The sequence below is a fragment of the Methylobacterium sp. J-048 genome (assembly GCF_022829515.1).
In the GTDB taxonomy this organism is placed as follows: domain Bacteria; phylum Pseudomonadota; class Alphaproteobacteria; order Rhizobiales; family Beijerinckiaceae; genus Methylobacterium.
In genome coordinates this window covers 21,933-40,041 of the sequence record NZ_JAKSYL010000252.1, presented here as the reverse complement: position 1 = coordinate 40,041, position 18,109 = coordinate 21,933, and the positions used below count along the sequence as shown (strand labels likewise).

Here is an 18,109-nt window from a genome sequence, read left to right as displayed (position 1 = left end):
GGTCGCGGCCGTGAAGGCGCCGGGCTTCGGTGATCGCCGCAAGGCGATGCTGGAAGACATCGCGATCCTGACCAAGGGCCAGATGATCGCCGAGGATCTGGGCATCAAGCTCGAGAACGTGACCCTCGACATGCTCGGCCGCGACCTTCAGGCCGCCGCGCAGCTTGTTCACCACCAGCGTGGCCAGGGCCTCGCTCTCGATGTCCTCGGCGATGATCAGCAGCGGCTTGCCGGTCTGGACCACGGCTTCGAGCACCGGCAGCATCGCCTGCAGCGACGACAGCTTCTTCTCGTGGATCAGGATGTAGGGATCCTCGAGATCGGCGACCATCTTCTCCGCGTTGGTGATGAAGTACGGGGACAGGTAGCCGCGGTCGAACTGCATGCCTTCGACGACGTCGAGCTCGGTCTCGGCGGTCTTGGCCTCTTCGACCGTGATCACGCCCTCGTTGCCGACCTTCTGCATGGCGTGGGCGATCATCTCGCCGATCTCCTTGTCGCCGTTGGCGGAGATCGTGCCGACCTGGGCGATCTCCTCCGAGGAGGCGACCTTGCGCGAGCGCTCGCTGATGTCCTTCACGACCGCGGCGACCGCGAGGTCGATGCCGCGCTTCAGGTCCATCGGGTTCATGCCGGCGGCGACATACTTGACGCCCTCGCGGACGATGGAGGCGGCGAGCACGGTGGCCGTGGTGGTACCGTCACCGGCGATGTCGCTCGACTTCGAGGCGACTTCGCGCACCATCTGGGCGCCCATGTTCTCGAACTTGTCGGCGAGCTCGATCTCCTTGGCGACGGTGACGCCGTCCTTGGTGATCCGCGGGGCGCCGAAACTCTTCTCGATCACGACGTTGCGGCCCTTGGGACCGAGCGTCACCTTCACGGCGCTGGCGAGCAGCTCGACGCCGCGCAGCATCTTCTCGCGGGCATCGACGGAAAAACGAACGTCTTTGGCTGACATGGAGTGTCTCTTCTGTTGTCGTTCGGCCCTGAGGCGCGCCGGAGCGGGCGACTCGAAGGGCTTGAGGAGCTTTGGGCCGGGCGGACGCCCTTAGGCGACGACGCCCATGATGTCGGATTCCTTCATGATCAGAAGGTCCTGACCATCGATCTTGACCTCGGTGCCGGACCACTTGCCGAACAGCACGCGGTCACCGGGCTTCACCTCCAGGGGATTGATCTTGCCGGCCTCATCCCGGGCACCGGGACCGACGGCGACGACCTCGCCCTCCTGGGGCTTCTCCTTGACGGTATCCGGGATGATGATCCCGCCCTTGGTCTTCTCCTCGCCCTCGATACGGCGGAGCACCACGCGGTCGTGCAGCGGGCGAAACTTCATGTTTGGCATCCTGTTCGTCCCGCCTGCGGGCCTCGCGTCGACATGACGGAGCCCGTGCGGGAAAGGCGGCGGCAGACCGAATCGTCCGCCCCGGGTCGGCCGCCGTCTTAGCACTCAATGCGCAAGAGTGCTAACGCGTCTCACGGTCGATGGGCCGCAGAGGAATTTTTTCGGGCGCGGTCCGTCCTGTTCGGACCGGCCGAGATTCGAAGGTGGTCGCGCCGACGCTTCGACCTGATACTCACCTCGGACCTGGCATCCGTCCGGTCAGGGCGCCGCAATTGGCAGCGTCAGTATCCGCTTTTATACATCAGACTAGCATCGCGAAAAACCGCGCCTCAACGACGACCGGCATCGAATGTCTCGTCGGGCGCGTTTCACGATTGTGATTATCGCGCCGATGCGCTAGAGAACATAAATCGATCTTTGGCCAGATATTCGGCCGTCTCGCCTCAACAGGGCGAGCGCTCTGCATCTCTCCCAGTTTCGACGACCATGGACGGGCGCAGGCTCAGGCACGCGCTTGCCCTCTTCGATCGTCCAGAGCTTGCCGCCGCTGCAGTGCAGCTGCAGCTTGATCTGGATCTTTGTTACGGCACGGTGATTTCGGCGGTCCGGATCCCGGCTCGCGCATCGTGCTCTGAAGCAGTTGGAATATTTATGAGCATCGGCACCGTTAAGTGGTTCAATGAGACCAAGGGCTTCGGCTTCATCCAGCCTGACGATGGCGGCAAGGACGTGTTCGTGCACATCTCGGCCGTCGAGCGCGCCGGCATGCGCAACCTGATCGAGGGTCAGAAGCTCTCCTACGAGCTGGAAACCGACCGTCGCAGCGGCAAGCAGTCCGCCGGCAGCCTCCAGGCCGCCTGAACCTCGCGCCTCTTTCGAGGATGCGTTTCGAAGCCGTTCCCTGTGTGGAGCGGCTTCTTCTATTTCTGATACGGGCGCTCCGGCGCGCGAGGAGTCTACGTGGGTCAATTCAAAGAAACGCAGCTTTCCGATCGTCTCGAGGCCGGCGCTAAGGCCAAGGAGGAGCGGCTGGCTCAGTTCCGTGCACGCCCCCCGGCAGACGATCCGGCCGTCCTCGCCCGGCAGGCCGAGCGCCAGGCTGTCGCCGAGGCCCGCGAGGTGCGGGTGAGCGAGCGGGATGCGGCCCGCGCCGCCGCCGAGGCGGTTCGCGCGGCGGAAGAACTCGCGGAACAAGAGCGCTCAGCGGCTGAAATCGTCCGCCAGGCCGCCGAGAAAATCGAGCGGCAGGCCGCTCTGGCCGCCGAGCAGAAGGCGGTGCGCGACGCGCGCTTCGCCGCCCGCAAGGCCAAGGTCAAGCGGTAGGACCCGCGCGGAGCGTCGCGGACGCGGCTCTCTGTTACGCGTCCCCCCTCGTCTCGGACGGGAAAAACCGGTTCGGCGGGCGCGGCAGGCCGAGATGGTCGCGCAGGGTCGTGCCGGCATAGTCGCGTCGGAACAGGCCGCGCCGCTGCAGCTCCGGCACCAGCGTGTCGACCACGTCGTCGAGCCCCTCGGGCACGAACGGGAACATGACGTTGAAGCCGTCGCAGCCGCGACCCTCCAGCCATTCCTCCATCCGGTCCGCGACCTGCGCGGGCGTCCCCACGAAATGGAGCCCGGCATAAGCGCCGACCTTGCGGGCGAGGTCGCGCACAGTGGCGCCGGTCCGGCGGGCGTAATCTAGGATCTGCGCCTGGCTGGTCTTGCTGGCGTTGGTCTCGGGGATCTCGGGCAGCGGCGCGTCGAGATCGAAGCCGGAGGCGTCGACCCCGAGCCGCACCGACAGGTTGGCGAGCCCGCTATCGGGATGGACCAGGTCGTCGAGGCGCGCCCGCTTGGCCTGAGCCTCGGCCTCGGTCTCGCCCAGGATCACCAGGGCGCCGGGCAGGATCTTCAGATGATCGGGATCCCGCCCCAGCGCCGGCATCCGGCCCTTCACGTCGGCGTAATAGGCTTGCGCGGCGTCCAGGGTGGGGCTGGCGCCGAACACCATCTCGGCGGTGGCGGCCGCGATTTGTTTTCCAGCCTCCGAGGCGCCGGCCTGGACGATCACCGGCCAGCCCTGCACCGGACGGGCGACGTTGAGCGGGCCCTTCACCTTCAAAAACTCGCCCCGGTGGTCGAGGACGTGCAGCTTCTCCGGATCGAAGAACAGGCCGCTCTCCGGATCCATCAGGAAGGCGTCGTCGGCCCAGGAATCCCACAGGCCGGTGACCACGTCGTAGAACTCGCGCGCCCGGGCGTACCGCACCGCGTGGTCGAGATGCGCGTCGCGGCCGAAATTCAGCGCCTCGTCCGGGTTGCCCGAGGTGACGAGGTTCCAGCCGGCTCGGCCCTTCGAGATGTGGTCAAGGGAGGCGAACTTGCGGGCCACATGGTAGGGCTCGTTGTAGGTGGTCGAGGCGGTGGCGATCAGCCCGATCCGCGACGTGAGGGCGGCGAGCGCCGGCAGCAGCGTCAGCGGGTCGAACGAAGTCACGGTGGCCGAGCGGCGCAGGGCCGCCACCGGCATGTTCATCACCGCCAGATGGTCGGCCATGAAGAAGGCGTCGAACTTCGCCGCCTCGAGCCGCCGGGCGAAATGGGTCAGGTGCTCGAAGTTGAAGTTCGCGTCCGGGTAGCCGCCGGGATAGCGCCACCACGCCGTATGGATCCCCACCGGGCGCATGAACGCGCCGAGATGCAGCTGGCGGTCTCGACTCATGGCTGCGCTCCGCTGGTACTCACGGGTGCTTGTGGATCGGGTCGACCCAGTGGACGGATTCGGGCCGCTCCACCGGCTCGACATCCGGAATGTTGACCACCACGGCCTCGTTGTCCGAGCGCACCAGCACGCAGTGCAGGGGCTCGTCCGTGGAGGCGTTGATCTCCTGGTGGGGCACGAAAGGCGGCACGAAGATGAAATCCCCCGGCCCGGCCTCGGCCACGTATTCGAGCCGCTCGCCCCAGCGCATCCGGGCCCGGCCGGAGACCACGTAGATCACGCTCTCCAGGGCACCGTGATGGTGCACGCCGGTCTTGGCGTCGGGCTGGATCGCCACCGTGCCGGCCCAGATCTTCTGGGCGCCGACCCGGGCGGCGTTGATCGCCGCCTGCCGGAACATGCCCGGGGTCTGCGCGGTGTTGCTGTCGAGCTGGTCGCCCGGGATCACCCGCACGCCGTCGTGCTTCCAGCGGGGCGCCTCGGGTGCCCCCTCCCCCGGGCCGTGATCGTGGCCATGTTCGTGCGTGTGGCCGTCGCCGGTGTCGTGCATCGTCAGGACCTCCATCCTGGGGACCACCGCATCATTGCACCGCCGCCGGAGCTTCCAACAAGGCTTGGGAAAACCCCGTGTCGAAGATCGCTGCCGCCTGCGGCGCGCGGGCCTTCGGGATCAGGCCGGCGCGGACGTAGAGATCGATGGTGCGCTGCTCGTCGGCGATCACGTCGGCGTCGATCGGCACGGTCCGATAGGGGGCGCGGCCGAACCAGCGCAGCGGCACCGCCTCCGGCAGGCCGATCAGCTTCGACCAGACCGCCGCGTAGGGCGCCGGGTCCTTGAGCGCCCAGGCCCGGGCCCGGGCGAGACGCGCAGCGAAATCGGCGAGCAGGGGCCGCTTGTCCTTCAGGGCGCTGTCGCGCGCCACCGCGAAGGTGAGGCCGGGGGTGATGCCGTTGCCGTTACGGACCACCCGGACCAGGCCGGCGACTTCCGCCGCGGCGGTGTAGGGCTCCCAGGTCGCCCAGGCATCCACGGCTCCGGAGGCGAGGGCGATCTTGGCATCCGCCGGCGGCAGGAAGCTGAACACGACGCTGTCGAACGGCAACCCCGCCTCCTCCAGGGCGGCCAGCACCACCTGGTGGCCGATGGAGCCGCGATTGGTGGCGACGCGCTTGCCCTTGAGATCCACCACGGTGCGGATCGGCGAATCCGGCGTCACCAAGATCGCGAGCCCGTCCTGCCGGGTGCGGAACGCCACGAAGGCCTTCACCGGCACCCCGGCGGCGGCCGCGAAGGTGAGGGGCGCGTCGCCGACGCCGCCCGCGTCGATCGCCCCGGCATTGAGGGCTTCAAGCAGCGGCGCGGCGGCCGGAAACTCGGTCCATTCCAGCCGGTAGGGCAGGCTTTCGAGGACGCCCGCCGCCTCCATCAGGGCGCGGGCATTGCCGCGCTGGTCGCCCATCCGCAGCACATCCTCGGCCCGGGCCGGCCCGACGGCCAGGAGGGCGAGAACCCAAAAAAACGCGGCGCGCATCAGGCGGCCTCGGAAGCGCGGCCGCGGGCCGCAAGCGCCGCCTTGAAGGCCGGCAGCAGGTCCCGGCCGTACTGGATCGCGTCCTCCAGCGGATCGAAGCCGCGGATCAGGAAGGTGCGCACCCCGAGGTCGTGATAGTCGAGCAGCGCCTCGGCCACCTGCTCGGGCGTCCCGACCAGGGCTGTGGAATTGCCCGCCGCCCCGGTCTCGGCCGCGATGGCGGTGAACAGGCGCTTGTCGAGGCGCGAGCCCGCGGCCGCCGCCGCCAGCAGCCGGCGCGAGCCCTCGTTCTGCGGCGCGGCCGCCGCGCCGACGCCTCTGGCCGCCCGCGCGGCGCGGGTCCGGGCCAGGATATCCTCCGCCCGGGCCCAGGCTTGTTCCTCGGTCTCGGCCAGGATCGGCCGGACCGACAGGCTGAAGCGGGGCTTACGCCTATGCGGCGCGGCGGCGTCCCGGACGCGGCCGATCAGCTCCCGGACCTGGGCCTGGGTCTCGCCCCACAGGGCGTAGGTATCGGCGTGGCGGCCGGCCACCGCCAGAGCCGCCGGCGAGGCGCCGCCGAAATAGACCGGGATGGCATCGACCGGCTTCACTTCGGAGAAGCCGCGCTCCACCCGGTAGAACGTGCCCGCGTAGTCGAACGGCGCGGTGGCGGTCCAGCTCTGGCGGGCGATGTCCAGGAACTCCTGGGTGCGGGCGTAGCGCTCGTCCTTGGTGAGGCGGTCGCCGTCCTGGGCGAGCTCCCGGTCGTCGCCGCCGCTGATGACGTGGATCGCGACTCGGCCGCCGGTGAGCTGGTCCAGCGTCGCGAATTGCCTTGCCGCCACGGTCGGCGCCGTGAAGCCGGTGCGGTGGGCGATCATCAGCCCGAGCCGTTCGGTCACGGCGGCGACCTGGGCGGCCAGCAGCAGGGCGTCCGGCGACGTCGAATGGAACGCCATCAGCACCCGGTCGAACCCGCCCCATTCATGCGCCTTGGCCAGGAGCTTCAGGTAGTCCCGGTCAATGGACGGACCCTCGGCCGGGTGGATCTCGGAGGTGTGGCGGGGGGCGACGTAGCCGATGAACTCGACGGCCTCCGGGGGGAGCAGGCTCATGAGAAATCTCCGTGTCGGATTATCGGGCGTCGAGGACGGCCTTGCCGGCGGCGACCCGCACGGCATCAGCCTGCGGCCAGTGGATGCGCGCGCACAGGACATCGCGCAGGTGCCGCTCCAGCGGGTTCGCCCGCGTCAGCGCCGCGTTGCCGCAGAACTCCGCGGCGCGCTGGACCACGGCGATCGCGTTGTCGGTGGCGGTGAGCTTCACGAAGCCGGCCTCCCGCGGCGGTGGCGGCCAGCCGGCATCGACCTCGGCCGCCAGCCCGGCGATCAGCCGGGCATTCCCATGCAGCAGGCGTTCGTTCTCGCCGACCGCCTCCTGGAAGCGCGGCAGGCTGGCGAGCGGCGCCCCGAGGCTGCCGGGCTTGCGGTCGCGCAGGTGGCCGACGAACCAATCCTGCGCCGCCCCGGCCACCCCGTCGTAGAGAGAAGCCAGGAGGGTGCAGCTCCAGGCCTGCTGGACCGGGTCCGGGCGTTGCCAATCCTCCGGCGGGCGCAGATCGACGGCGTAGGCGGCCGGGATCGGCACATCCTCGAAGAGAACGTCGTGGCTGCCCGAGGCGCGCAGGCCGAGATGGTCCCAGGTCTCCGCGATGCGGACACCCGTCGCATCGAACGGCACCAGCACGTTGCCGATCCGCGGCTCGGCTTCGTCGGTCCGGACGAAGACGACCCCGTAGGCGAGCCCCGGCGCCCCGGTCGAATAGATCTTTTGGCCGGTGATGCGCAAAACATCGCCGTCGCGCCGGGCGACAGTCGCCGGCACCCCGCCCCGCGCGGGCGTCCCCAGTTCCGGCTCGACCCGCAGGGCGTTGATCAGCGCGCCATTCGCCACGGCCGCCCTGCCGACCGCGTCGGCGACGGCGCGCGGCCAGGCCGAGTCGTCCCGGTGGATCACGGCGTGCTGGAGATACTGCATCGCCAGCACCAGGGCGGTCGCCGGATCGCCCGCCCCGAGGGTGCGGATCACCTCGGCGGCCCGGGCCAACCCGGCGCCGCCGCCGCCCAGCCGCCGCGGCACGGTGAGTGCCAGGAGCCCGGCCTCGCACAGCGCCGCGATGTTGTCGTGCGGGAAGGTGCCGGCCCGGTCGTGCCCGGCCGCGCGGCCGGCAAAACGCTCGGCCAAGCTGCGAACGATGTCGGGCGGCGGGACGGCGACGGTCATGGCAGGCAAGCGAGGGTTATGGGGGCTGCAGCGGGGCTCGCGATCGTCCGCCCGGGGCCGCGCAGGGTCAACGAAAGCGTTTTTCGAATATCCGCCCCGCGGCAGAACAAGACTTCGCCGTATCCAGCACAGTTCGAGAAGAACGTGATTGTTCGTTCGCGGATCGTGAGCGTTCTGTCTTGCCGAGCGTGCTGGCGTCTCGCAGCATCGCCCGGCGGCCGGCCCGGGCGGGCCTGTCAAATATCCTCCGGGCTCGGATAAGCTGGCGAAGGTTCTTTCCCGGATGATCCGAAGTTGAGAACGCGGTTTCGTTGACTTGGCCGCACCGCGCTTGAATGTTCAGGCACCCAGTCCGCGATGGATCATCGGCCGAACCTGAGCGGGCGCGGGCGAGCCGACAATCGGACGGGCCCCGGCGCCGTACCGGCACCGGCCCGGACCTCGGAACACGGTTTCGCGGCTGAGGCGCCCGTGCGGAGCGCGACGACAGGACGGAAACGATGAGCCAGATCCACAGCTTCGCCGACACCTGGCTGCCGCCCGCGCCGCCGCGTGCGGACCTGTCTGTCACGCCGCTGGGCGTGCATGTCGGCGCCGAGATCGCCGGCCTCGACCTGGCCGTCCCCCTGGACGACGCGGCGCGCGACACGATCGCGGCGGCCCTGGCCGAGTACGGCGTGGTGTTCTTCCGCGGCCAGAACCTGACCCCGGAGCAGCACATCGCGCTGGCCGAACGGTTCGGGCAGATCGACGTGAACCGGTTCTTCAAGGCGGTGGACGGTCATCCGAAGATCGCCGAGGTGCGCAAGGAGGCGCATCAGGCAGCCAATATCGGCGGCCAGTGGCACACCGACCATTCCTACGATGCCGAACCGGCCAAGGGTTCGATCCTGTACGCCCGGGCGGTGCCGCGGGTCGGCGGCGACACCCTGTTCGCCAGCATGTACGCGGCCTATGACGCCCTCTCCGACGGGCTGAAGGCGACGCTGGCCTCGTTAAGGGCGGTGCATTCGAGCCGCCATGTCTTCGGGGTAGCCAGCCGCTCGCTGGCGACCAGCGATCTCAAGGGCCGCATCCTGAACGCCGAGGCCGCCACCCAGGACGCCGTGCACCCTGTGGTGATCACCCACCCGGATTCCGGCCGCAAGGCGCTGTACGTCAACCCGAATTTCACCCTGCGGATCGAGGGCTGGACCGAGGCCGAATCGGCTGCCCTGCTCGGCTACCTGTACGAGCATGCAAGCCGGCCCGAATTCGCCTACCGGTTCCAATGGCGCGTGGGCTCGATCGCCTTCTGGGACAACCGGGCGACCTGGCACCTCGCCCTCAACGACTATCACGGCGAGCGCCGGCTGATGCACCGGATCACCATCGCGGGCGAGGCGCTGCACTGAGCGGGCTCGCGTTGGCAGGCCAACGCTTCACCCGTCTAAAGTTATGACGGATCGCAGGTTTTGGACGCTAAATCGCGGAGCATTGTTACGAAACGTGCATAGGCCCAGAACCCAGTCGGCTTGATTATACCAATGGCTGCTTTCGGCGGCCGGTGGACATTCTGGTTGACGATTCATGTGGGGAGCGGCAGTGTCGCAGGACATGCCCAGGAACCTGACCCTTTGTGACCGACGCCGACGCTGCTGCACCCAAGCGGCGGCTCCTCGGGCTGCGCGTCGGTCAGCGTCCTTCCGCGTGGTGACGGCCTTACCGTAGGTCCCGCCGCCGGAGCGATCCCGGCCCGCGTTCCTGAACCCCCGCAGCCCCCGGCTCCGGGGGTTTTCTTTTGCGCGAACCCCAGAAGGACACCACCATGAGCCTCCGCGTCGGCATTGTCGGGATCAGCGGTTTTGGCGGCGGCGAGGCGATGCGCCTGGTCGCGAACCACCCATCCTTCGAGCTGATCTACGCCGCAGGCGAGGGCAGCGCCGGCAGCCGTTTGGTGGACCGCTTCCCCGGTGTGCCGGCCAAGCTGGCCGACCTGGTGATCGAGAAGTGGGATCCCGTGACCCTGCCGAAGCTGGACGTGCTGTTCGCGTCGCTGCCCACGGGCGCCTCGGCCGAGGCGCTGGCGCGCGTCCCCAAGACCGTGAAGATCGTCGATTTCGGCGGCGATCACCGTTACGTCGAGGGTTGGGCCTACGGCTTGGCCGATATCTGGCCAGCCCGGATCGCGGGTCGGAGCCGCGTTGCCAACCCCGGCTGCTTCCCCGCGGCGACGCTGACCGCGCTGGCGCCGCTGCTAGCCGATAAGCTGATCGAGCCCGGCAACATCGTGATCGACGCCAAGACCGGCATCTCCGGCGCCGGCCGGGGCGGCGGCGACAGCCGGTTCGGCTACGCGGAGAGCAACGAGAACCTGGTGCCCTACGGCCTGCTCCAGCACGTCCACATGCCCGAGATCGCCGCGACAATCGAGCGGTTGAGCGGCGGCAGCGCGGCCGGGCTTGTGTTCGTGCCCCATCTGGTGCCGATGACCCGCGGCATCCTCGTCTCGATCTATTGCCGCGGCCGCGCCACCACGGACCAGTGCCTGGATGCGGCCCGGCGCTTCTATGCCGGGCGGGCGTTCGTGCGCGTGACCGACAAGCCGCCGCAGACCAAATGGGCCACCGGCTCGAATCTCGCGTTCGTTAGCTATGCGGCCGATCCAGAGCGCGACTTGGTGATCGCGATGGGCGTGGTCGACAATCTCGGCAAGGGAGCGGCCGGCCAGGCGGTGCAGAATGCGAACCTGATCTGCGGCCTGCCGGAAACCGCGGGGCTGGACGGCAGCCCTGTTTGGCCGTGATGAAGGCGGCCCTCCAGGCGACCGTTCAATCCGCTTCGCAGGTCCGCTAGGGGCGGAAGCGGACGGTGATCCCGTCCAATAGATCGGGTTCACACCCCAGGTCCCCCGGCACAGGCCGGAACACACAAAAAGACCGGCCGGACCTTTTGAGGTCCGACCGGTCTTGGTTTCAGTCTGTCCCGTCGCGGTCCGGCTCAGTGCCGCGGCAGGGTGTGCAGCGCCTTCAGGAACACGTCGACGTCGGACCTGGTGTTATAGAAGGCCAGAGAGGCCCGCACCGACTGATCGACGCCGAACCGGCGCAGGGCCGGCAGGGCGCAGTGATGGCCCGAGCGCACCGCGATGCCGTGCGCGTCGAGATGGTGGGCCACCGCCTCGTTCTCCTGCCCCTCGATCACGAAGGACATCACGCTCGCCTTCTCGCGGGCCGTGCCGATCAGGCGCAGGCCCTTCACCTCGGCGAGACCGCCCTGCGCATACTCCAGCAGGTCGTGCTCGTAGGCGGCGATCGCCGGCAGGCCGATGCTCTCCAGATAGTCGAGCGCCGCACCGAGGCCGACGGCCCCCGCGATGTCCGGCGTGCCCGCCTCGAACTTCTCCGGGGCGCCCTTGTAGACGGTCCGGGTGAAGGTGACGTCCTCGATCATGTGCCCGCCGCCCTGCCAGGGCGGCATCGCCGCGAGCAGATGCGTCTTGCCGTAGAGCGCCCCGATCCCGGTCGGCCCGAAGACCTTGTGGCCGGAGAAGACCAGGAAGTCGGCGTCGAGGGACTGCACGTCCAGCGGCATGTGCGGCGAGGATTGCGCCGCATCGACCAGCACCGGCACCCCGTAGGCATGGGCGAGCGCGATGATCTCCCGAACCGGGTTCACGGTGCCGAGCGCGTTCGCCACATGGGTGATCGAGACGATCTTCGTGCGGCCCGAGAGCAGCGCCGCGTATTGCTCGAAGATGATCTCGCCCCGGTCGTTGACCGGGATCACCCGCAGCGTCGCCCCGGTGGCCTGGGACAGGAGCTGCCACGGCACGATGTTGGCGTGGTGCTCGATGGTCGAGACGATGATCTCGTCGCCCGGGCCGATATTGGCCCGCCCGAAGGAATTGGCGACGAGGTTGATCGCTTCCGTGGTGCCGCGCAGGAAGACGATGTCGTCCTTCGACGGGGCGTTGATGAAGCGCCGAACCGCCTCGCGGCCGCCCTCGAACAGGTCCGTGGAGCGCGCCGCCAGGGTGTGGGCGGCCCGGTGGATGTTCGAGTTGTGCCGCCCGTAGAACTCGGAGGTCGCGTCGATCACGGCCTGCGGCTTGTGGGTGGTGGCGGCATTGTCGAGCCAGACCAGCGGGTGGCCGTTGACGCTCTGGTGCAGGGCCGGGAAGTCCCGGCGGACATGCTCCACGTCGAACGGCGCCGCCACCGGGCTCGCCCCCTGCGCGGTGAGCCGCGGCGCCGGACCCGGATAGCGGGCGGGCTCGACCCGGGGGCTGGCCGGCGCCTTGCGGGCCGGGCCGGGGCCGGCATTCAGGAAGTAGTAGTCGGAGACCGGCGCCTCGGGCGCCCGGGACAGGTGCCCGGTCCGCGCGAAGCTCTCCTGGGCGACGTCCCCCCCCGACCGCGACGGGTCGGCCGGCACCAGCTGCGGCGCGACCGCATGCGCGAAGGCGTTGGCGCGGGGATGATCCCCGGCGACCTGGCGTTGCAGGTCGGGACCACCCGGGAACGCGAAGTCCGGCAGGACCGGGCGCGGGCTCGCCGGATGGACCGGCGGGATCGCGGCAACGTCGAAGAAGGCCGGGCTCGCGGGGGCGAGGTTCGGCACGGTCGGGCCGGTGAGGCCCGGCACGCCGAGAGCAGGCCCGCCGAACGAGCGGGCTCCGAGCGCCGAGGCGTCCGGCTGCAGGCCGGAGGGTTGCCCCCCGGCCGGCACCGAGGGGATTCCCGTCGCCGCGCTCGGGAACGGGGCGCCGCCCGGTCCCTGAGGCAGGCCTTCGAGGGCCTGCGGGACCTGGGGTCCCGCGGGCAGCGTCGGGGCGAGGGGCTGGCTCGCGGCCTGCCCCTGCTGGTAGATCTCACGGGCGAGGCGCCCGATGAGATCGCTATGGGCGAGCTCGGCCGGGCTCGCCTCCGGTCGACCGAAGGCCAGTCCCTCAGGCATAGTCATGGTAGTTGCCGAGGAGGACGTTATCGAGGCGGGCGATCGCGTCCTCGACCAGCACGGCCGCCGAGAAGTAGCGGGTCACCAGGTGCGAGGCGATCGAGTGGTCGTTGGTGCCCGCGTAGCGCACCGACAGGCCGGGCTCGATCTCGCCGGTCACGCCGGTCTTCTGCAGGCCGACCACACCCTGCTCGCCCTCGCCGACGCGCAGCAGCAGGATCGAGGTGGTCTCGGCGCCGGTGACCGGATCGATGTCGATCGGCAGCTTGTCGCTCGGCACCAGCGGGACGCCGCGCCAGGTGATGAACGGCGCGCCGAACAGGTGAACGACGACCGGCGGCACGCCGCGGCGGGTGGCTTCCCGGCCGAAGGCCGCGATGGCGCGCGGATGCGCGACGAAGAAGGCCGGCTTCTTCCAGACCAGGGTCAGCAGCTCGTCGAGATCGTCCGGGGTGGGCGGGCCGCCGCGGGTGGGGATGCGCTGGCGCGGGCCGACCTCACCCAGCAGGCCGAACTGCGAGTTGTTGAGGAGCTCCCACTCCTCGCGCTCCTTCACCGCGTCGACGGTGAGGCGGATCTGCTCGCGGAGCTGGTCGATCTCGTTGGAGTAGAGGTCGGTGACGCGGGTATGGGTGTTGAGGATCGTCTGGATCGTCGAGAGGTGGTACTCGCGCGGGTGGGATTCGTAGTCGACGAAGGTGGTCGGCAGGCGCGGCTCGCCGGTATGGACTGCCAGCAGCTCGATGCCCTGCTCGCCGTGCGAGCTGGTATGGCCCTTCAGCCGCTCCTGCTCGTCCCGGTACTGCGCGATCTTGGCGCGGATCTCGTCGTTCTCGAGGGCGTCCGGATCGAGGGTCAGGAGGGTGACCGCCGAAAGCGCCTTGACGGCCGGGGCGGGCGCGCCGGCGCTGAGGATGTCGCCGTCGCCGAAATAGTCGCCGCGGGTGGCCAAGCCCTGGCGCAGGCGGCCCTTGTAGGGCCCCGAGAAGGTCAATTCGACCGTGCCGTCCGCCACCACGGTCAGGCTACGAGCACCGGCGCCCTCTTCGTGGATGATCTTGCCGGCCTTGTGCTTGCTCTCGGTGAAGCGCTCGGCGATCTTGGCCAGTTCGGCATCGCCCAGCCGGCTGAACAGCGGCACCGCCCGCAACGACGCGGGACGGATCGCCCGGTCCTTGCTCTCGGTGACGAGGTCAACGCGGCCGGGCCGGGCCAGGACGACGGCGCGGCGGTTGACGCGGTAGACGCCGCCCGCGACATCCACGAAGGGTAGGAGTCGGAGGAGCCAGCGCGGCGTGTTGGCCGCGTTCTGGACCGACGTGACGGTGGCTGTCGCAAGATTGCGTGCCGCCGTGGCGCTCACGCTCAGACCCGGTCCACTCATCGTTCGTCCTCTTTCATGTCGATTGCGGGCGCGCCGCATCGGCCCGTGCATCGGCAAGCCGCCACCGTCAGGTGCGGGCCGGGCGCAAGGTTTGGTTGATTCCGGCAGGGCCGGATGGCCGCGCCGCCTTTATGGGATCCGCTTCGTCGCGCAGCCGCATAGTCGTCGGCCGGCGCGACACTGCTCACCGCTTCGGTGAACCAGCAAAGCCAAGGTAGGCTTTGATTCTGCACCTGGTCAACGAAACGATTTTTCTTATTTATCGGCGCTTCGTGGAAGGCATCGCCCCGAAACGCCAATATCCTAGAACGAAGCCGGCGCAATGCGCCCCAATGAGAGAATTGCGTTCTCGTCAAATCGCCAATCCTCAAGGATTAGCGATGCTATTCTAGAGAAAAATTTTCCTTGCTTGGATGAGATCCCGGCCTGGATCAGATCCCGTCCCCGAAGCCGAAGGACTGGTCCATGCTCCGCGCCGGCTCCTCACCCGCGGCGAGGCGCGACACCACCCGGGCCGGCACGCCCGCCACGGTCGTGTGGGGCGGCACGTCGTGCAGCACGACGGCGGCGGCGGCGACTTTGGCCCCCTCGCCGACCCGGATGTTGCCGAGCACCTTGGCCCCGACGCTGAGCAGGACCCCACGCTCGACCTTCGGGTGCCGGTCGCCGCTCTCCTTGCCGTTGCCGCCGAGCGTCACCGACTGGAGGATCGACACGTCGTCGGCCACCACCGCGGTCTCGCCGATGACGACCCCGGTGGCGTGGTCGATGAACACCCCGGAGCCGATCCGGGCGGCCGGGTGGATGTCGCAGCCGAACACCTCCGAGATGCGGCTCTGGACATGCAGGCTCAGCGTCGCCCGGCCCTGGTGCCAGAGCCAGTGGGCGACTCGGTAGGCTTCCAGCGCCGCCAGGCCCTTGTAGAACAGGAACGGGTCGAGGTAGCGGCGGCAGGTCGGGTCGCGCTCGCGGATGGCGATCAGGTCGCGCGCGGCATTCGCCCCGGCATGCGGATCCGCCTCGAAGGCGGAGAGGCAGAGGTCGCGCATCGACAGCCGCGCGAGGTCGCCGTCGCCGAGGCGATGGGCGAGGCGGTACGCGAAGGCCTGGGCCAGGCTGCGCTGGTCCAGGATCGTCGCCTGGACGATCCCGGCATAGAGCGGCTCCTCGACCAGGACGGCCTCGGCCTCGGCGCGGAGTTCGGCCCACAGGTCGCCCTCGACGGTGCCGCGGCTGTTGGCGCGCGGCGACGGGATCGCGGCCGAGGCGGTCACGTCCGGTGGGTCCGGCGACGGATCCTGATCGTGAGCGCCATCAATGCACCAGCTGGAACAGGTCAGCCAAGTAGCGTTCGAGCGTCTCGTGCCCCTCGAACTTCACGTCGACCGTGGCTGAGTGACCGCTCTGCTGGTGGATGCCGACGATCCGACCCCTGGCATGGCGCCAGATCCCCAGGATCTCCGCGAGGTCGAGTCGTTGGAACACCACCTGATCACCTTGCGCCATCGTTGCTGAACCTTTCGCGCTGTCGTCCCTGCGAGAGCCGATCGTGCCGGCCTGATTCCGGTGTCCGAAGGCGGCCTCGCGAGCCACCGACCCGTCCCAAGAAAGCCCTTCCGTCTGCTCCACGTCGGAGGAGAAGGTTTCGTTCGCGAATTGCTCCAGAAAGAGCATGATCTTCACTAACCCACTGAACTTGCTTGATAATTACTGGTTCAACGGCGTTTGGCAAGGCTTGTTCCCAAAAGCCCCGAGGGCTAACCCGATGGCCGGGGGCCGCCGGAGCGGCCTTTCGAGTCGCGATACGAGACCACGACACGGGACCTCCATGAGCACCTTTCTTCCGCCGCTCGCGGGCGGCCTGCTGATCGGCCTGTCAGCGGCCATGCTCCTGCTGCTGAACGGCCGGATCGCCGGGATCAGCGGCCTGGTCGCCGGGCTCGGCCGGCCCGGGGGCGCGCGCTGGCTCGCCGACGCCGCCTTCCTGCTCGGCCTGATCCTCGGGCCGCCGGCCTTCGCGCTGCTGGCGGGGCACTGGCCGGCGATGCGGATCGCCGCGGGCCTGCCGGTCCTGGCGCTCGCCGGCCTGCTGGTCGGCTTCGGCACCCGGCTCGGCTCCGGCTGCACCTCCGGGCACGGGGTGTGCGGGCTGGCCCGGCTGTCGCCGCGCTCGATCGCGGCGGTGCTGGTCTTCCTCGCCACCGGCATGCTGACGGTCGCGGCCGTCCGGGTGCTCGCATGAGCGCGGCCCTGCGCATCCTCGCGGCCCTGGCCGCGGGCCTCACCTTCGGGCTCGGCCTGGCGCTCTCCGGCATGCTCGACCCGGCCCGGGTCCGCGGCTTCCTCGACGTGGCCGGCGCCTGGGATCCCAGCCTGGTCTTCGTCCTCGGGGGCGCCGTCACAGTGTCGGGGCTCGGCTACCTCCTGAGCAGGCGCCTCCCTGCTCCCGTGCTGGATGCCCGGTTCGACCTGCCGACCCGGCACCGGATCGACGCGCCGCTGATCCTCGGCGCCGCCCTGTTCGGGATCGGCTGGGGGCTCTCGGGCTTCTGCCCCGGCCCTGCGGTGGCGGCCCTGTCCACGGGGGCGGTGCCGGTCCTGGTCTTCGTCGTGGCGATGCTGATCGGCATGGCGCTCCACGGCCTGCGGCCGGCCGCACCGACAGGGCATCCGCGGGGCGTCAGCCCCCCGGCCTGACCGGCGGCCGATCAGGCCGCGCGCGCCGCACCCGGTGTGATACCTCAGAGGCTCTCGATCCAGTTCTGCAGGATCGAGAGCGGCTCCGGGCCGCGACGCGGGCCGAGGCACTGCGCCGCGTCGCTCGGCACGAAGCCGAAGCGGCGCTTGAAGGCGCGCCGGAAGGTACGTTCATCCGAAAATCCGACCGCGTAGGCGATCCGCGAGACGCGCGCCGGCTGCACGTCGTCCCGCATGAGCATCCGCATCGCATGCATCAGGCGGCGGTCGCGGATGTAGCTGACGATGCCGTTCGGCACGAATGCGCGGTACAGGCTTGAGCGCGACAGGCCGAGCCGCGCGGCGATCAGGGCCGGCGAGAGCTTCGGGTTACCGAGTTCCGTCTCGATGAAACGGCGGACCCGGATCCGCACATCCTGATGCTGGGCCGGACTCCCCGCCTCGCGGCCGCGCAGCCAGGTCGCGCAGAGCTGGGTGATCGCGGAGGCGGCCGCCAGGGCTTCGCGCCGGTCCAGGCGGTCGCCGCAGGCCACGACGTTGGCGACGAAGCCGTGGACCAGGCGTCCGAACGGGTCGCCGTCATGGTCCAGGGGGCGGCCGTGTAGGGCGTCCGGGCGACAGCCCTGCTTCTCCAGCAGGGCGCGGGGGATCAGCACGTTCGTGGCATCGACGGCGTCCGCGACGATGCGCACGGGCTGCGCCAGATCGAACACGATGCACTGGACTTCGGTGACCGGCTCGGCGGCGTGGTCCGTCTCGACCAGGCTGCGACCGCGCCGGTAGAATTGCAGCAGGATGTGATCCAGCCCCTGCTGGCGGATCATCTCCGGCGACCGTTCGAGGATGTGGGCCGGCGCGATCACGTCACCGACCAGCAGCTCGCCGAGGTGATAGCTGCGCATCGCGATCGGGACGCCGAGATCGCTCTCGGGTCCGAAGCTGACCGCGAAGACCGGCGCGAGGTGCTCCCGCCAAGCCCGGCCCCGCGCGCCCGGATCGTCGGGCGGTTCGAAGTGCAGGCAGGCGATGCCGGGGGCCGGAATCTCGGGATCCGCTTCGGGCGGACGGGATGCCCCCGCGCCTGCATCGGATGCCGGGGACACGATCGAGCCGCGCCGGCGTTCGTCCGGATCCGTGATGGCGATGGTTCTGCGCTGTCGCATAGTATCGGATCCGCAATGATCCCGGTCTCCATCGATGAACGCCGGTCTTCGATAGATTTTATCGTACGGGATCGAATG

General features: G+C 69.5%; 18 protein-coding genes. 6 read left to right on the top strand and 12 right to left on the bottom strand.

Annotated features, from left to right (window positions below; all coding sequences use genetic code 11):
* Both groEL and groES read right to left on the bottom strand, forming a co-directional pair.
* On the bottom strand, positions 1-961 hold a 961-nt coding region (groEL, locus tag MKL09_RS25710), incomplete at its 3' end, for a chaperonin GroEL (RefSeq protein WP_244024850.1).
* Positions 962-1,051: 90 nt separating this feature from the next.
* Positions 1,052-1,339, bottom strand: a complete 288-nt coding sequence (gene groES / locus MKL09_RS25705) for a co-chaperone GroES (protein WP_007565402.1) — start codon at positions 1,337-1,339, stop codon at positions 1,052-1,054.
* 660 nt (positions 1,340-1,999) lie between these two features.
* On the opposite strand from groES, the gene MKL09_RS25700 reads away from it, so the two are divergent.
* Positions 2,000-2,209: a cold-shock protein gene (locus tag MKL09_RS25700; RefSeq protein WP_007565404.1), complete on the top strand. Its 210-nt coding sequence runs from the start codon at positions 2,000-2,002 to the stop codon at positions 2,207-2,209.
* Positions 2,210-2,308: 99 nt separating this feature from the next.
* Positions 2,309-2,671, top strand: coding sequence for a DUF6481 family protein (locus tag MKL09_RS25695; protein WP_244024849.1), 363 nt, complete (start codon positions 2,309-2,311; stop codon positions 2,669-2,671).
* A 34-nt stretch (positions 2,672-2,705) separates the two neighbouring features.
* Here MKL09_RS25695 and MKL09_RS25690 read toward each other — a convergent pair whose 3' ends face one another.
* From MKL09_RS25690 to MKL09_RS25670, 5 genes are read right to left on the bottom strand one after another with little or no spacing between them, the layout of a single operon-like run.
* A complete protein-coding gene (locus MKL09_RS25690; protein WP_244024848.1) occupies positions 2,706-4,052 on the bottom strand; it encodes an LLM class flavin-dependent oxidoreductase in 1,347 nt (448 codons plus the stop codon).
* 19 nt (positions 4,053-4,071) lie between these two features.
* Complete coding sequence (locus tag MKL09_RS25685; protein ID WP_244024847.1) at positions 4,072-4,602, bottom strand: cupin domain-containing protein; 531 nt, start codon at positions 4,600-4,602, stop codon at positions 4,072-4,074.
* 31 nt (positions 4,603-4,633) lie between these two features.
* Positions 4,634-5,584, bottom strand: coding sequence for an ABC transporter substrate-binding protein (locus MKL09_RS25680; protein ID WP_244024846.1), 951 nt, complete (start codon positions 5,582-5,584; stop codon positions 4,634-4,636).
* Positions 5,584-6,681, bottom strand: coding sequence for an LLM class flavin-dependent oxidoreductase (locus tag MKL09_RS25675; protein WP_244024845.1), 1,098 nt, complete (start codon positions 6,679-6,681; stop codon positions 5,584-5,586). Before MKL09_RS25675 ends, MKL09_RS25680 begins: the two co-directional genes overlap by 1 nt.
* Positions 6,682-6,700: 19 nt before the next feature.
* On the bottom strand, positions 6,701-7,849 hold the full coding sequence (locus MKL09_RS25670; RefSeq protein ID WP_244024844.1) for an acyl-CoA dehydrogenase family protein: 1,149 nt from the start codon (positions 7,847-7,849) through the stop codon (positions 6,701-6,703).
* 500 nt (positions 7,850-8,349) lie between these two features.
* Here MKL09_RS25670 and MKL09_RS25665 point away from each other — a divergent pair, with 500 nt between their 5' ends.
* Together MKL09_RS25665 and argC are read left to right on the top strand one after the other, a co-directional pair.
* Positions 8,350-9,243: a TauD/TfdA dioxygenase family protein gene (locus MKL09_RS25665; protein WP_244024843.1), complete on the top strand. Its 894-nt coding sequence runs from the start codon at positions 8,350-8,352 to the stop codon at positions 9,241-9,243.
* 413 nt (positions 9,244-9,656) lie between these two features.
* Positions 9,657-10,634 (top strand): N-acetyl-gamma-glutamyl-phosphate reductase, encoded by a 978-nt coding sequence (gene argC / locus MKL09_RS25660; protein ID WP_244024842.1) that lies wholly within the window; start codon positions 9,657-9,659, stop codon positions 10,632-10,634.
* 194 nt (positions 10,635-10,828) lie between these two features.
* Here argC and MKL09_RS25655 read toward each other — a convergent pair whose 3' ends face one another.
* The 4 genes from MKL09_RS25655 to MKL09_RS25640 all read right to left on the bottom strand — a co-directional run bounded on the left by MKL09_RS25655 (position 10,829) and on the right by MKL09_RS25640 (position 15,677).
* A complete protein-coding gene (locus MKL09_RS25655; RefSeq protein WP_244024841.1) occupies positions 10,829-12,793 on the bottom strand; it encodes a family 2A encapsulin nanocompartment cargo protein cysteine desulfurase in 1,965 nt (654 codons plus the stop codon).
* Complete coding sequence (locus tag MKL09_RS25650; protein WP_244024840.1) at positions 12,780-14,171, bottom strand: family 2B encapsulin nanocompartment shell protein; 1,392 nt, start codon at positions 14,169-14,171, stop codon at positions 12,780-12,782. The genes MKL09_RS25655 and MKL09_RS25650 overlap by 14 nt, the downstream gene beginning before the upstream one ends.
* 431 nt (positions 14,172-14,602) lie before the next feature.
* Positions 14,603-15,445, bottom strand: coding sequence for a serine O-acetyltransferase (cysE, locus tag MKL09_RS25645; protein WP_244024839.1), 843 nt, complete (start codon positions 15,443-15,445; stop codon positions 14,603-14,605).
* Between the two features lie 40 nt (positions 15,446-15,485).
* On the bottom strand, positions 15,486-15,677 hold the full coding sequence (locus MKL09_RS25640; RefSeq protein WP_244024852.1) for a hypothetical protein: 192 nt from the start codon (positions 15,675-15,677) through the stop codon (positions 15,486-15,488).
* Between the two features lie 322 nt (positions 15,678-15,999).
* Here MKL09_RS25640 and MKL09_RS25635 point away from each other — a divergent pair, with 322 nt between their 5' ends.
* Positions 16,000-16,413: a YeeE/YedE family protein gene (locus tag MKL09_RS25635; RefSeq protein WP_244024838.1), complete on the top strand. Its 414-nt coding sequence runs from the start codon at positions 16,000-16,002 to the stop codon at positions 16,411-16,413.
* The gene (locus MKL09_RS25630) at positions 16,410-16,868 is read left to right on the top strand and encodes a YeeE/YedE family protein (RefSeq protein ID WP_244024837.1); all 459 of its coding nucleotides are present in this window, start codon (positions 16,410-16,412) and stop codon (positions 16,866-16,868) included. Before MKL09_RS25635 ends, MKL09_RS25630 begins: the two co-directional genes overlap by 4 nt.
* Positions 16,869-16,912: 44 nt before the next feature.
* Here the strand turns inward: MKL09_RS25630 and MKL09_RS25625 are convergent, their stop codons facing one another.
* Positions 16,913-18,031, bottom strand: a complete 1,119-nt coding sequence (locus MKL09_RS25625; RefSeq protein WP_244024836.1) for a helix-turn-helix domain-containing protein — start codon at positions 18,029-18,031, stop codon at positions 16,913-16,915.
* Between the last annotated feature and the right edge of the window lie 78 nt (positions 18,032-18,109).